13 protein-coding genes are annotated in these 14537 nt (G+C 70.5%); 5 read left to right on the top strand and 8 right to left on the bottom strand.

What is annotated here, in order from left to right:
* Positions 1-29: 29 nt before the first annotated feature.
* Together ACNKFW_RS02870 and ACNKFW_RS02875 are read right to left on the bottom strand one after the other, a co-directional pair.
* On the bottom strand, positions 30-1166 hold the full coding sequence (locus ACNKFW_RS02870) for an ImpA family type VI secretion system protein (RefSeq protein WP_147427579.1): 1137 nt from the start codon (positions 1164-1166) through the stop codon (positions 30-32).
* A gap of 138 nt (positions 1167-1304) precedes the next feature.
* The gene (locus ACNKFW_RS02875; RefSeq protein WP_418024726.1) at positions 1305-3410 is read right to left on the bottom strand and encodes a serine/threonine-protein kinase; all 2106 of its coding nucleotides are present in this window, start codon (positions 3408-3410) and stop codon (positions 1305-1307) included.
* A 171-nt stretch (positions 3411-3581) separates the two neighbouring features.
* Between ACNKFW_RS02875 and tssH the strand changes: the two genes are divergently transcribed.
* From tssH to ACNKFW_RS02900, 5 genes are read left to right on the top strand one after another with little or no spacing between them, the layout of a single operon-like run.
* Positions 3582-6389 carry a type VI secretion system ATPase TssH gene (gene tssH, locus ACNKFW_RS02880; RefSeq protein ID WP_024844263.1) on the top strand — a complete coding sequence of 936 codons (2808 nt, stop codon included), beginning with the start codon at positions 3582-3584 and terminating at the stop codon, positions 6387-6389.
* A gap of 8 nt (positions 6390-6397) precedes the next feature.
* Positions 6398-7504: a DUF2169 family type VI secretion system accessory protein gene (locus ACNKFW_RS02885; protein ID WP_147427581.1), complete on the top strand. Its 1107-nt coding sequence runs from the start codon at positions 6398-6400 to the stop codon at positions 7502-7504.
* Positions 7501-8565 carry a 3-oxoacyl-ACP synthase gene (locus ACNKFW_RS02890; protein WP_147427582.1) on the top strand — a complete coding sequence of 355 codons (1065 nt, stop codon included), beginning with the start codon at positions 7501-7503 and terminating at the stop codon, positions 8563-8565. Before ACNKFW_RS02885 ends, ACNKFW_RS02890 begins: the two co-directional genes overlap by 4 nt.
* Entirely contained in the window at positions 8562-9548 is a 987-nt protein-coding gene (locus ACNKFW_RS02895; RefSeq protein WP_147427583.1) for a DUF4150 domain-containing protein, read from the top strand. Before ACNKFW_RS02890 ends, ACNKFW_RS02895 begins: the two co-directional genes overlap by 4 nt.
* Positions 9545-10492: a hypothetical protein gene (locus tag ACNKFW_RS02900; RefSeq protein ID WP_024844259.1), complete on the top strand. Its 948-nt coding sequence runs from the start codon at positions 9545-9547 to the stop codon at positions 10490-10492. The genes ACNKFW_RS02895 and ACNKFW_RS02900 overlap by 4 nt, the downstream gene beginning before the upstream one ends.
* Here the strand turns inward: ACNKFW_RS02900 and ACNKFW_RS02905 are convergent.
* The 6 genes from ACNKFW_RS02905 to meaB all read right to left on the bottom strand — a co-directional run bounded on the left by ACNKFW_RS02905 (position 10453) and on the right by meaB (position 14400).
* Complete coding sequence (locus ACNKFW_RS02905; RefSeq protein ID WP_024844258.1) at positions 10453-10833, bottom strand: hypothetical protein; 381 nt, start codon at positions 10831-10833, stop codon at positions 10453-10455. The two genes, ACNKFW_RS02900 and ACNKFW_RS02905, sit on opposite strands and share 40 nt — an antisense overlap.
* Positions 10833-11249: a DUF6484 domain-containing protein gene (locus ACNKFW_RS02910; RefSeq protein ID WP_147427584.1), complete on the bottom strand. Its 417-nt coding sequence runs from the start codon at positions 11247-11249 to the stop codon at positions 10833-10835. Before ACNKFW_RS02910 ends, ACNKFW_RS02905 begins: the two co-directional genes overlap by 1 nt.
* A 101-nt stretch (positions 11250-11350) precedes the next feature.
* Positions 11351-12145 carry a hypothetical protein gene (locus tag ACNKFW_RS02915; RefSeq protein WP_147427585.1) on the bottom strand — a complete coding sequence of 265 codons (795 nt, stop codon included), beginning with the start codon at positions 12143-12145 and terminating at the stop codon, positions 11351-11353.
* A gap of 245 nt (positions 12146-12390) precedes the next feature.
* A complete protein-coding gene (gene rpmB, locus ACNKFW_RS02920) occupies positions 12391-12666 on the bottom strand; it encodes a 50S ribosomal protein L28 (RefSeq protein WP_011748713.1) in 276 nt (91 codons plus the stop codon).
* Between the two features lie 155 nt (positions 12667-12821).
* Complete coding sequence (locus tag ACNKFW_RS02925; protein WP_147427586.1) at positions 12822-13403, bottom strand: methylated-DNA--[protein]-cysteine S-methyltransferase; 582 nt, start codon at positions 13401-13403, stop codon at positions 12822-12824.
* Positions 13387-14400 carry a methylmalonyl Co-A mutase-associated GTPase MeaB gene (gene meaB / locus ACNKFW_RS02930; protein ID WP_114669430.1) on the bottom strand — a complete coding sequence of 338 codons (1014 nt, stop codon included), beginning with the start codon at positions 14398-14400 and terminating at the stop codon, positions 13387-13389. Before meaB ends, ACNKFW_RS02925 begins: the two co-directional genes overlap by 17 nt.
* Positions 14401-14537: the final 137 nt, after the last annotated feature.

Genomic DNA, 14537 nt, shown 5'->3' on the forward strand with positions numbered 1-14537 from the left:
CCGGCGCCGTCCCCGATTGCGCCCTGCCGTCAGCGTCCCTTGTCCTCGGTCACTCCGGCGACATTGCGGAATTCCTTCATCCCTCCCGGCGCCAGTTCCTCCATCAATTGCAGGAAGTTCATCGGCACCATCTTCTTCATCCGCCGCGCCAGATGCGGCAAGGGCGAGGCGGGTTCGTTGCGGTCGTAGAAATCGATGATGAGGTCGAGGCAGGCCTCGACCTGGGCGCGCGAGGCCAGCCGGGACGGCAGGCCCGCCGATGCCGGTGCAGCGGCCGCGGCGGCGGGCATGGGGCCGGGCATCGGGCCGGGCGCTGCGGCCGGCGCATCGGCTGCTTGCGCCGTGGCCGGGGCGGCCGTGCGGGTGAATTGCGCCGGCGGGCTGGCCAGGGTCGCCGCCATCCGCTCCAGTACCCGGCGCAGCGCCGGGAAGCGGGTCGGCGGGTCGTCCCCGATGCGCGCGGCCAGGGCCGCCTCCAGCCGGTCGAGCGCCGCCAGCGCGGCCGCAAGCCCCGCCTCGAGCCGCGCCACCGTTTCGGGCTCGGTGTCGCGCAGGGCGCGGCAGGCGGTCAGCACCCGCATCGCCCTGGCGTCATGGCGGGCCTCGCGCTCGGCCTGTTCGGCGGCGGAAAGCCCGGTCGGCCCCTCGGCCGCCAGCATCGAGGCCGAGACCGCCCCCGCCGCCAGATCCCCGCCCGAGACCACCGGCAGGCCACGCGGGGCCAGGACGGTGTTGAACTCCAGATCGCCCAGGATGCCGGCATCGGCATTCTCGATCTGGTAAAGCGCGTTGATGCGGCGCAGCGCCGCCTCGCGTACCAGCTGGCCCTCGCGCAGGGCGGGATGCAGGTGGTCCCACCAGGTTTCCAGCGTCTCGGCCAGCAGGTCCAGCCCCTCGGCCAGCCCCTCGGGGCCGCGCATGTTGGTCATGATCCGCGCCACGACAACCAGCAGGCGCAGGTCGCGGCCGGTCTGGGCCAGGGCCTCGGCCTCGTCCAGCAGATGCGCCCAGTCCAGCGCCACGTCGCCGGTATTGCCCTTGGCCAGCTGTTCGGCCCGCGCCGCCCGAGAGGCCCCGTCCAGCGCCCTTTCGAGCGCCAGGAACCTCATGTCGTTGCGAAGATCCAGCCCGGCGGAATCCGGCACGGCGAGCGGAGCGAGAAACATAGGAGTAACCTTCTCAAAGGCCGCATTATGTTCTTCTCGAAATGGGAAAATCATCTCATGGACTGCGGCTTTGCGCAATGAAATCCTGCGGATCGGCCGATATGCCCCTTGCGGGACGCGCGCCGGGCCCATCCGCCGTCAGGGCTGCAGGTCCAGGACGCGCTGGGTGGCGGCCAGGATGAGCTGGGGATCGGCCGCGCGCCGCGCTGCCAACGCCTCGGCAAAGGCGGCGGCGGATTCGTCGCCCGGCCGGCGCTCGTCGAAAAGCGGGCCGCGGGTCACGAAGGCAAAGATCCCGGCCTTGCCGAAATCGCGGTCGTTGACGCGAAAGGCGATGCGTCCCTGGCCCAGGGCGGCCTCCTCGGCGGGCCAGAGCACGCGCACGCGGCGCAGCGCGCCTTCGGGCTGGCCGATGCGGTCCAGCCGGGTTTCCTGATCGGTCATGTTGGGCAGGATGTTGAAGACCTTGCCGGTCTCCTCGACCGCGACCCAAAGCTCGGCGCCGGGCGTCGCCGCCAGTTCGGCGGGGACCAGCACGTCCGCGACCGGGTTGTCGCCGGGGCGGTATATCCCGGTCAGCGAGGGTTCGGGCCGGCCTGCCTCGGCCAGGCGAATGCCGATGCCGCCCTCGGGCAGGTCCGCCGCCGCGGCGCGGATCCGGCAGAGCGAGGGGCTGAGCGTCTCGATCTCCAGCCGCAGGGCGCGCTCGCCCAGGGCCGGGCGCAGCGTTTCGGCCAACGCCGCCGCGGCGGCCGCATCGGGCAGGGCGCCGCGGATCGCCACGCCGGCACCGGGCGGGGCGCCGCCCGGGGACAGGTCGCTGGTCAAGGGGCCGCAACTGGCGGCGCGGGCCAGCAGCGCGTCCAGATCGGCCGGCATCAGCAGGGTGGGGGCGGTGGCAAGCCGCGGCACCAAATCCATCCCCGAGGCCTGCGCCCATTCGGCCAGCCGGGCGGCGATGGCGTCGCGCTCGGCCGGGGTGGCGGCGCTGCCGGCGATCTCGGCGCGCATGTCGGTGACCAGCACCGTCCAGCCCTGCAACCCTTGCAGCGCCGGGAAAAGCCGCTCGACCGCCTCGGCCCAGCCCGGCGCCGGCATGCCGCGCGCCGGGGCCAGGGCGTCCTGCGGTGGGCTGGCCCCGGCGGCCTCGGCAAAAGCGGCGGCGATGCGCGCGGCGCTGGCCGCATCCGGCGCCGGGCCGGACAGGTGCGGCGCCTCGCCCCCCGCCGCCTCCAGCCGCCAGGGCTGGACCAGCGGCAGGGCGGGGAAAAGCAGCGGCCTTGCGGCAAAGAACCCGCCGGACAGCATCACGGCCAGAAGCAGCAGGATCAGCCAGATCCGCCCGCCGCCACCCGCCTTTCGCGCCGGTTGCGGCCGCGGTGCGGCGCCCTTGCGGGCCGGCGCGGCCTCGGCCCCCTTCAGCAGCGCATCCAGCCGCGCCACCACCGCTGCGGCCGAGGGTGCGCGCTCGGCGATCCGCGGTGCCGAAAGCCACAGGATCAGCCCCGCCAAGGGCTCGGGCAGGCCGGTCACGTCCAGCGGCTCGGATTTGCGGCGGATCATCTCGCCGGGCGTCGCGCCGGCAAAGGGCACTTCGCCCCGCGCCGCCGCCAGCAGCAGCGCGCCGAGCGCGTAAAGGTCGCTGGCCGGCTCGGCCTTGCCGTCGAACTGTTCGGGCGCGGCATATTCGTATTTGCCGGCGAACTGGTTGCCGACCACGGTATGCGCGCCGGCGGCGGTGTCCTTGGCGATGCCGAAGTCGATCACCGTCGCGCCTTCGACCCGGCCGTCGCGCAGGATGACGTTGTCGGGCGACAGGTCGCGATGCACCACGCCGCGGGCATGGGCGGCGACCAGCCCCTCGGCCACGCGATGCGCAACGATCAGCAAGTCGCGCATCCCCAGCCGCCGCTCGGCCATCGCCTCGGAGAGCGCCGGCCCGTCGATGAAGTCCATGACCAGGAAGACATGGCCCTCGGGTGTGCGCGAGCAGTCGCTGTAGCGCACCACGGCATCATGCAGGATGTCGCGCATCGCCTCTTCGCGGCGCATCAGCTCCAGATAGCCCTCGTCGCCGGAAAAGCCGGCCGAAAGCGCCTTGATCGCCACCACCCGGCCGGTGACGAGGCTTTTGGCGCGATAGACCTCGCCGGTGCCGCCGCGGCCCAGCACGCCCTCGACGGTCCAGGTGTTGTTGAGCACCTGGCCCTCGTGGAAGATGTCCCCCGGCAGGGCCGGGATCATGGCGACGTTCCCTTTTGCGGCAGGCTGGCCATGGCCGGCTCCTTGCGAAAAGATTTCCGAAAGTCGCGGTTTTGAAATACACTTTCCCAAGGATCATTTCCCCCGAGCCTGCCCGTGGCAAGCCCGTTTTATCGCTCCGGTTCTTTTGCCAGCTTTGCAAGGATGGCCAGGATGACGACCGTGACGCCCCGCGCCCCCGCCCGAGGATCCAGGGAAACCGTCAAGCGCAAGGAACTGGTCGCCCGGCTGGACCCGCTGTGCCTGCGGGCGTTTTCCGAAGGGGCGCGCAATGCCAAGGCGCGCGGCAACCCTTACGTCGAACTGGTGCATTTCATCGCCGCGCTGGCCGGGATGCCGGATTCGGACCTGGCGCTGATCGCCCAGGCGGCCGGGGCCGATGGCGCCCGGCTGGAGGGCGACCTGGCCCGCGCGCTGGACGCCCTGCCGCGCGGGGCCAGCGCGGTCGAGGAGTTCTCCGACCACATCTTCCACGCCATCCAGGAGGGCTGGACCCTGGCCGCGCTGGAGGGCGGCACCGACCGCGTGCGCTCGGGCGACATCCTGATCGCCTGCCTCAAGACCCCGGTGCTGGAAGGCTTGCTGCTGCGCATCAGCCCCGAGTTCGGCCGCATCGACCCCGACCGCATGGCGCCGGACCTGCCCGGCATCCTGGCCGGTTCGGCCGAAGCCGAGGCGGCGGAGCCGCCCGAGATGGCGCCGGCCAATGTGCCGAAACCGCCCGAGGGGGCGCTGGCGAAATACGCCACCAACCTGACCGAGCGGGCGCGGGCCGGCAAGATCGACCCGGTGGTCGGCCGCGACCCGGAAATCCGCCAGATCATCGACATCCTGATGCGGCGGCGGCAGAACAACCCGATCCTGACCGGCGAGGCCGGGGTGGGCAAGACCGCCGTGGTCGAGGGCTTTGCCCTGCGGCTGGCGCGCGGCGACGTGCCGCCGCAGCTGGCCGCGGTCGATCTGTGGCTGCTGGACATCGGGCTGATGCAGGCCGGCGCCAGCGTCAAGGGCGAGTTCGAGAAGCGGCTGAAATCGGTGATTGACGAGGTGCAGGCCTCGGCGAAATCGGTGATCCTGTTCATCGACGAGGCGCATACGCTGATCGGCGCCGGCGGTGCGGCGGGCACGGGCGATGCCGCCAACCTGCTGAAACCGGCTCTGGCGCGGGGCGAGCTGCGCACCGTCGCCGCCACCACCTGGGCCGAATACAAGCAGCATATCGAAAAGGATCCGGCGCTGACCCGGCGCTTCCAGGTGGTGAAGGTCGAGGAGCCTTCGGAAGCCGCCGCTGTCGAGATGCTGCGCGGCGTGGCGGGCGTGCTGGAAAAGCACCACCGGGTCGAGATCCTGGACGAGGCGATCGGCGCCGCCGTTTCGCTGTCGCATCGCTATATCCCGGCGCGGCAATTGCCGGACAAGGCGATCAGCCTGCTCGACACCGCCTGCGCCCGCGTCGCCGTCAGCCAGCACGCGACGCCCGCCGAGCTTGAGGATCTGGAGCGCCGCTTGCAGGCGCTGGAGATCGAGGCGGGCATCATCGCCCGCGAGGCCGCGATCGGCATCGACACCACTGAACGCCAGGCCGCCAACGATGCCGCCCGCGCCGCGGCCGAGGCCGAGCGGGCCGCCGCGCTGGAACGCTGGGAGGCGGAAAAGGCGCTGGTCTCGGACATCCTGGCCCTGCGGGCCGAGCTGCGCGGCGAGGGCATGGCGCTGGACGAGACCGGGGCGGACGCGGCAGAGGCTGAAGCGGAGAGCGCCGCCGCGCAGGCCGCTGCCGAGGGGGCTGCGGCCGAGGCCGCGCCCGATGCATCCGTCGGGGCCGCGCCGGCCGCTGATGCGGGTGCCGAAGCCCCGAACCCCGATCCCGACCCCGCCGCGCGGCTGGCGCTGTTGCGCGCCAAGATGGCCGAACTGGCCGAGCGGCAGGGCGAGCGGCCCTTGATCCTGCCCTCGGTGGACCGGCTGGCGGTGGGGGCGGTGGTCCAGGACTGGACCGGCATCCCGCTGGGCCGGATGCTGGCCAGCCAGACCGAGCGCGCCCTGGGCCTTGCCGGCCTGCTGGCGCAGCGCGTGGTCGGCCAGGACCATGCCATGGCCGCCATCGCCAGCCGCATCCAGACCGGCATGGCCGGGCTTGGCGCGCCGGAAAAGCCGATGGGCGTCTTCATGCTCTGCGGCCCCTCGGGCGTCGGCAAGACCGAGACGGCGCTGGCGCTTGCCGATGCGCTTTACGGCGGCGAGCAGAACCTGATCTCCATCAACATGAGCGAGTTCCAGGAGGCGCATACCGTCTCGACCCTCAAGGGCGCGCCGCCGGGCTATGTCGGCTATGGCAAGGGCGGCGTGCTGACCGAGGCGGTGCGGCGCCGGCCCTATTCGGTGATCCTGCTCGACGAGGTGGAAAAGGCCCATTCCGACGTGCACGAGATCTTTTTCCAGGTCTTCGACAAGGGGATGATGGATGACAGCGAAGGGCGGCGGATCGACTTTCGTAACACGCTGATCCTCATGACCTCGAATGTCGGCACCGACGAGATCATGGCGCTGACCGATGCCGGCCGCAGCCGGGTCGAGATCGACAGCCTGTCCGCCGCGCTGCGCCCGCCGCTGCTGAAGGTATTCCCGCCGGCGCTGCTGGGGCGGCTGGTGACGATCCCCTACCTGCCGCTTTCGGATGCGATGATCGAGACCATCGCCGGGCAGAAGCTGGCCGGCATCGGCCGCAGGCTGGCCGCCGCGCATGGGGCCGAGCTGGTGATCGGCCAGGGCGTCATGGAGCAGATCTGCGCCCGCTGCACCGAGGTCGAATCGGGCGGCCGCATGATCGACGCCATCCTGACCGGCGCGATCCTGCCCGAACTCAGCCGCCGGGTGCTGGACGCCAGGCTGGAAGGGCGCGGCATCGGCAGGGTGACGGTGACCGGCGGGCCGGACGGCTTTGCCTATGCCCTTGACTGAGGTGCGCCGTGCAGATCCTGGACCAGACCGGCTTTTCCCATCAGATGGGGACCGGCATGGATGTGGCCGGGCAGGCCTACATGCTGCTGGTGGTCAAGGGCAGCTTCGCCTTTCCCGAGCGTGAAACCGACCCGCCCCTGCCGCTGAAGGACCAGCGCCCGCTGGTCATGGCCGACGAATATACCGGCGCGCCGGGGTTCTCGGCGCCGCTTTGGGAAAGCGATTTCGCCTTTCGCAAGCCCCTTTGCGACGTGGTGCTGAACGGCGCCGCCCATGCCCCCGGCGGCCGCCCGGTCGAGCGGCTGCGCGTGGGGCTGGCGGTGGGCAACTGGTCCAAGCAGTTCGACGTCGTCGGCCAGCGCGAATGGCGCACGCTGGGGCCGGCCATTGCCGCGACCCGGCCCTATCCCTTCACGCGGATGCCGTTTTCCTATGACACCGCCTTCGGCGGCCCGGACCGCAGCCGCCCGCCCGGCCCCGAGGTGCCGGTCCATGCCGCCAATCCGGTCGGGCTGGGCTGGGCCACCGCCTCGGGCGGCAGCCCGGCCGGCCTGGCGCTGCCCAATACCGAGGCGCCGGGGCAGGAGATCACCTCGCCCTATGGTGACTGGCAGCCGATGGCGCTGGGGCCCTACGGCCGCGGCTGGCCGCTGCGCCTGCCCTATGGCGGCACCTATGACGAGCGCTGGGCGGCGGAAACCGCGCCCTTCCTGCCGCGGGACTTCGACGAGCGTTACTACCAGATGGCGCCGCCCGACCAGCAGATCGCGCCGCCCGCGCCCTTTACCCCGGTGGTGCTGGTGCATCTGACCCCGCGCGGGCGCGAGGCGTTCCGCCTGCCCGACACGCGGCTGCCGTTCCGGGTCTGGCGCGGGCGCGACTGCTGCCTCGACACCGTGGCGCTGCCCGACACGCTGGCCATCGACGCCGAGGCGCGGGTCTTGATGCTGTGCTGGCGCGTGCAGGTGCCGATCCGCCGCACCATCGCCGAGTTCTCGCGCGCCTGGATCGGCGAGCCGACCGCCGCCATGCTGCGCGCCGAGCGCGAGGGGCGCGGCTATATCCGTCTGCCCGCCGTGCTGGGTGAGGGCGGGGGCGGGGAGGATGGCCCATGATCGGCGTGCTGGCGGCGGGCATGGTGACGGCGGTGGGGCTCGACTGGGCCTCGTCGGCGGCGGCGATGCGGGCGCGGCTGGACGGGTTCGCCGAGACGCGCTTTACCGCACCCGGCGGCTGGCGCATCGGCGCGCCGGTGCCTTTGCCGCGCAACTGGATCGGCCAGCGGCGCATGGCGCATCTGGCCGCCGGTGCCGTCGCCGACATCCTGCGCCAGGAGCCCGCAGCCGCCGAGGCCGCGCTGATCCTGTGCCTGGCCGAGGAGGGCCGCCCCGGCCGCCCGGTGCAAGACCCCTCGGTGCTGCTGCGCATGCTGTCGCGGATCCTCGACCTGCCCGAGCGGCGGGCGCATGTGGTGGCGCATGGCCGCCCTTCGGGCTTCGTCGGGCTCGATCGGGCGCGGCGCATGATCGCGGCGGGGCAGGCGGGGCGGGTGCTGCTGCTGGGGCTTGACAGCTACCTGACCGGGCCGGCGCTGGCGCATTACGCGGGGCTGGAGCGGCTGCTGCAGGACGGCAATGCCGACGGCTTCATCCCCGGCGAGGCGGCGGCGGCGGTGCTGCTGGGGCCGGGCGGCGCCCTGCGGCTGACCGGGCTGGGCCTGGCGCGCGAGGCGGCCTTCCTGGGCAACGGCCGGGGCGAGGACGGGTCGGACCTGCCCCTGCGCGGCGACGGCATGGCCGCGGCCTATCGCGCCGCCCTGGCCGAGGCCGAGACCGACCTGGCCCATGTCGAATACCGCATCTCGGACCTGCCGGGCGAGCAGCATTTCTTTCGCCAGGCCGCGCTGATGACCCTGCGGCTGGAACGCGGCCGCACCGCCTTTCAGGATCTGTGGAGCCCGGCCGAGAGCCTGGGCAATATCGGCGCGGCGGTGGTGCCGGCCATGCTGGGCATGGCGCTGGCGGCCGTGCGCCGGGGCTATGCGCCGGGCTCGCCGGTGCTGGTCGAGGCCTCGGGCGACGACGGCGCCTGTGGGGCGGCGGTATTGCACGAGGCGCGGGGCCCGGCCCGGCGCGTCTCGGCCGAGGACCGCCTTGCCACGGCGGCGATGCGATGAGCGGGGTTTTCGCCAACGGGCTGGAGATCAGCGGCAAGGCGGTCAACGCCCAGACCATCGCCGCCTTTCCCGACACCTGCTTCACCCCGCCCGAGAACCCGGCGACGCCGCCGGGCGTGCCAGTGCCCTATCCCAGCTTCGGCATGGCTTCGGACACGGAGAACGGCACCGGGACGGTGTTCATCTGCGGCAAGACGGTGAACATCAAGAACAAGTCCGACGTCAGCCGCACCTCGGGGACCGAGGCGGGCTGCGCGGCGAAAAAGGGCATCATCACCTCGAAGAACACCGGCAAGAAATATTTCACCTCATGGTCGAACGACGTGAAATTCGACGGCGAGCCGGTGATCCGCTTTTCCGACCTTGCCACGCATAACCACGCCTCGCCGGGCGGGCAGACGCCGCCCTGGGCCGAGATCTGCAAGTTTTCGCCCAACCGGCTCGACTGCGAGACCGTGCTGGCGGATTTCAAGCTGCATCGCCACGGCGACAAGGATTGCCCCGAGGGCCACGAATCCGAACATTTCGTGCAGAACGAATACCTGCAATGGAGCCGGGGCAAGACCACCGCAACCCATTTCGAGAACTACAACATGGAGGATGCCCCCTGCATCTGCATGCAGGCCTATCAGAAAGGCCCCGGCGGCAAGTTCAAGTCCGGCACGGGCAGCAAGGAAGGCTCGCCCCACCATGCCAAGACGCTTCAATGCAACGACGCGATCCGAAAGCGCACGCAGACGCCCAGCCTCAGCGAATCCATCGACGATTGCACCCAGGCGGTCGTGGACAACGACCCCCGCGCCAAGGGCAAGACGGACAAGGAAAAGAAAAACATCATGGAATGCCTGCGCGCGGCCTTCATGGAATACCTGGACCGCGCCGTGAAGGAAAAAGACCCAGGCAATTCGGCGAAAAAGGCCGTCAAGGATCCGATCGCCTGGGAAGTCAGCCCAGATCCCCAGCAAATGTGGTTACGCGTATGACCAGACAGCACGAATATAGCTCGGCCACCGAGCTTCCGCCGGAACTGATCTCCATCGGCTCCCTCAACGCCTATGAGATTGCGACCGACGACATCCGCGTCGCTTGCCGGCTTTCGGACCCGAACTACGAGATCGGCCAGCTGGTCATGCTCGACATCTCGATGACCAGCTTCGAGCTGCGCGTTGAACATGTGGCGGACCAGTTTTTCATGGGCTACCACGCCATTCCGCATCTGCGCGAGGTTCTTGTCGAGATCGGGGGCTATGTCCGCAGCCGCGATGCCTCGGGCTGGCGGGTGGCGCGGATCGAATCCTCGTTCCTGCGCGATGCGTTCGTACTCGAGAACGGCCCGGCATTCGTCTTTGGCAACCGGGGCGAGATCTTTCGCATGGATGCCGGCGGGGCATGGTCGCGCGATGCCACCGGCACCGACAGCACGATCTATGCCATGCACGGCACATCGGCCGAGACGCTTCATGCCGTCGGGGGCAAGGGCACGTTCCTGCGCGCGCAAGGCCGGGAATGGCAGGCGGTGGAACTGGGCATCGGCGACGAGCTCCGCTGCGTCAGGCAGGTTGGCGACAGGATATTCGTCGGCGGAGAGGGGGGCTTTGCTGCCGAGCTTCGGGACAGCGAACTGCGCCTGATCGCCACCGGCATCGAAAGCGACATCCTGTCGATCGCCTGCTTCCGGGACCAGATCTATTTCAGCGATTCGGATTTCGGGCTGCACCGGCTGGCCGGGGATGCCTTCGTTCCGGTCGCCGAACTGGGCTATGTCTGCCGGCTGAACGCGACGCCGCGCTGGCTGACCCTCGATGCCGGGGAATTCGTCTTCCAGTTCGACGGCACGCATTGGCGCGGTATCGAGATCACCTATCGTGACGGCTATCGGGCCGAGGGCTATGACATGTCCTTCCTCGGGACTCCGCCCGAAGGCTGACCCAGCCGCCCGGCCAGATAGGCCCGGACCCGGTCCAGGTCCAGCCCGGCCACCCGCAGCCCCTCGGCGCCGGGTTGCAGCATGCGCAGCACGAACAGCTCGCCCGGCTCGGGATATTCGGCAAAGCGCGCCTCGGCGATGTGCCGCCCCTCGGCGCCGGCCAGGCGCAGCCCGTCCAGATGCGCCTCGAGCCGTTCCAGCAGGCGGGCGATGCGCAGCGCGTCCATCTCGGGGTTTTCCTCGGGGAAAAGCATCGCCCGGTCGTAGAGCGTCCACAGAAAGGCCGCCTGCTCGGCGTGCTGGCGCAGGATCTCGGGCAGGGCAGGGGCGGGGGGATACATCAGTTCAGGTTGATCGAGCCGCCGCGGATGCGGTTCGCTGCCGAGGCATGGCTGACCAGATAGGTGCCGCGGATGGTGATATGGCCGTCCGCCTCCATCACGATCGAGGCCTTGCCGCAGCGCAACTCGATCCGCTGCCGGGCGGTGATGCGCAACGGCTCGCCATCGACGGCGGCAACCGGGCCGGGCGGCCGGTCCCCGACGATGCGGCCGATCACCAGCGGCCGGGTCGGGTCGCCATCCTCGAACAGGATGGCAAGCTCGGCGCCGATGTCGCCCGGATCGAAGCGCACCAGGCTGCGCGCCGGAACCGCCTGGGCCGAGGGATTGCCGGGAAAGACCACCAGCGGCCGCCCCTCATCCAGGCCCAGCAGCATGCCGATTGCCACGCCGCCGCGAACATCCTCGCCGATCATGCCCAGCCCTCCGCCCCGGCTGGAACGATGATAGCATGGCCGCGGTCCGAATTCACCGGCTTTCACGGCCTGATCCGCCTGGGCGGCGCGTGGGGGAGGGGCTACGGCCCGGCGATCCGGCGCAGGAAATCCGTCAGCCGGTGGCGGGCGGCAAATCCGCTGCAAAAGGACGAAAAGATCGTGCGCAACTGGTGATCGGTGTGGTCCTGGCCCAGCGTTCCGTAATCCCGCCCCTCCACCAACTCGGCGCCGAGCTTCTCGGACAGGACGGGCTTGCCGGCGAGATACGAGGAAAGCAGGCGCGGATATTCGGTATAGATACCATCGGCGAAATGGATGTTGACGACGCCCCGGCTGTCGCAGATGGCCTTGTGCAGGTCCGTGCCATAGGTCTCGGACAGCAGGTCGCAATGATCCTTGGGCAGCCCGGCCAGGATCTTTGCCCTGCGGTCGTTGATGGCGCCGAAGAACACCGGCGGGCGCTGCCCGGCGCGATACGGCACCGGCCGGCAGGGAAAGACATGCGGGCCGAACAGCACCCGGCGCCGCAGGAAGCGGGGAAGCCATCGGTAATAGGGGGCGTTGGCGGGGCTGAGATCCAGGATGAGGTGATAGAACAGCAGCTGTTTCAGCAACCGCCGGGGGCGGGGCTTTCTCCACATCGTGCGGCCGTTTTCGTCGAAGTAATGTTCGGTCTGGAGCCCGAGCCGCAGCCCCCTGCGGAACAGGGCGGGGCCGAATTTGCGATGGATGCCGACATAGAGGTTGATCCGGGCGGCGGGCAGGTTCTCTGCCCGGATGCCGGCCAGCATGTCCCGGGCGAACTGATCGAGGACGGGGTGATTGGAAAAGACGGTCAGGGAGCCGACCTTCTGTTCCCGAACCGGATCAGCCATCGCAGCCTCGTCTGGAAAAGCCCGCTTGCCGTTTTCTGCCCCGGCCGCCGTCAATGCCGGGCGGGAGGGGGCTGGCAAGGATATGCCCGCTGGCCCTGGGGATCATGCGGAACGGTGCCGCCGACCCGCGGGGGGCGGCTCCGGCGCATTCGGGTGCTGGCCGCAAGGATATGCAAAGGCCCCGCCGTTGCCGGCAGGGCGCATCGCATGGGACCGGCCCCGAATCGGCGCCACGGTCGGAAGGATCAGGCTTTCGCCAGCTCGCGCTTGATCTTCAGCGCGCGGTCGGACAGTTCCGCGTCCTTGGCCTTCGCCAGGAAGGCGTCCAGGCCGCCGCGGTGATCGACCGAGCGCAGCGCCGCGGCCGAGATGCGCAGCTGGTAGCTGCGGCCCAGCTTTTCCGACAGCAGCGACACTTCGTTCAGGTTGGGCAGAAACCGGCGGCGGGTCTTGTTGTTGGCGTGGGAGACGTTGTTGCCGCTCATCGGGCCCTTGCCGGTCAGTTCGCAAACGCGCGACATGATCTTGTTCCTTCGATTCGATCCTGCACGGGCGGCTGCCCGCAATATGAAAGGGCGCCGCGTGGCAGCGCCCGGAAATCCGTTTGCGCGGAATAAAGCGAGACGGGGGGCGCGTCAAGCGTTTTCGCCGGGCCGTTCCCTGCCGGTGCGGCGCTTCATCCCGCGAAATGCGTGGATTCATGCGCGATCAGCGCCTGCTTGCGCCACAGCCCGCCGCCATAGCCGGTCAGCGCGCCATCCGAACCGATCACCCGATGGCAGGGAATCACCACCGCGATCTGGTTCGCGCCATTGGCCCGCGCCGCCGCACGCACCGCTTGGGGCCGGCCGATGCGCCGCGCCAGCTCGGCATAGCTGATGGTCGTGCCCGCGGGCAGGCGCTGCAATTCCCGCCAGACCTGCTGCTGGAAATCGGTGCCGTGCAGGGCCAGCGGCAGGTCGAAAGCCGCCCGCTCGCCGGCGAAATAGCCGGCGATCCGCGCCTCGGTCCGGTCGGTGACGGCAGTGCGGCCGGGACCGATGCGGCCCCGCGCGGCCAGGCGGCGCAACTCGGTCGGCAGCGCCGGGCGTTCGAGGAATTCCAGCAGGTGCAGTCGCTTCTGGTCGGCGACCGCGATCATGCGGCCCAAGGGCGTGTCGAACCATGCGGCCAGCAGCTCGGCCGGCCCAGGCGGCGGGCCCAGGAGTGCGGCCAGCAGGGCGCCGGGATCGGCCTGCGGGTCAGGCCCGGCGCTCATGCGCCTGTCGCCCGGCGATCAGCGTGTCGCATTCGGCGGCGCCCAGCCAGTCCAGCATCTGCGCCGCCGCCGAATCGGGGTCGCTTTCGCCCCGCGCCACCGCGTCGCCCATCTCGCGCAGCCGGGTGCGCACCTCGGGCCGGTCGAGCCGCGCCAGCAGCCCGGCGCGCAGTTCCGACAGGAACCAGTGCCGCGCCTGCTCGGCCCGGCGGGCGTCGAAATGCCCGTGTTCGCGCCGCCAGTCGGCGAGCCAGGTCATGCTGGTCCAGGCCTTGTCCAGCCCCTCGCCGGTATAGGCGGAAACCGGCAGCGCCTTGGGAAAGCCCTCGGGGTCGTAGGGGCGCTTGCGCAAGAGCCGCAGCGCGCCGGCATAATCGGCCACCGTGCGCATGGCGGTCTCGCGCAGATCGCCATCGGCCTTGTTGACCAGGATGATGTCGGCGATTTCCATGATGCCGCGCTTGACGCCCTGCAGCTCGTCGCCGCCGGCCGGGGCGAGCAGCAGGATGAACAGGTCCGACATCTCGGCCACCAGGGTCTCGGATTGCCCGACGCCCACCGTCTCGATCAGCACCACGTCGAAGCCCGCCGCCTCGCAGAGCCGCACGGTCTCGCGGGTGCGGCGGGCGACGCCGCCCAGCTCGGCGCGCGAGGGCGAGGGGCGGATGAAGGCGTTCGGGTCGCGCGACAGCGTCTCCATCCGGGTCTTGTCGCCCAGGATCGAGCCGCCCGAGCGCGCCGAGCTGGGATCGACGGCCAGCACCGCGACCTTGAGGCCCTGCGCGGTCAGCATCTTGCCGAAGGCCTCGATGAAGGTGGACTTGCCGACCCCCGGCGTGCCCGACAGGCCGATGCGCAGCGCCTGCCGCTCGGGGAGTTCGGCCAGCAGCGCGACGGCGCGGGCGCGGTGGTCGGGGCGGGTGCTTTCGATCAGCGTGATCGCGCGGGACAGCGCGCGGCGATTGCCCTGTGTCAGGGGTTCGGTCAGTTCGTCCATGCCCATCCCGGCTGCATCCTTGCGACGCGGGGGCCGACTGCCCCCGCACCCCCGTGGATATTTCCACAAGGAAGACATGTAAACGCCGGGCCGTTGTGGCGGAAGCGCGCGGGGGGTAAGTCTGGCGCGGGAAACGG

This window comes from Paracoccus sp. TD-10, assembly GCF_048270675.1.
GTDB classification, from domain to species: Bacteria; Pseudomonadota; Alphaproteobacteria; order Rhodobacterales; family Rhodobacteraceae; genus Paracoccus; species Paracoccus pantotrophus.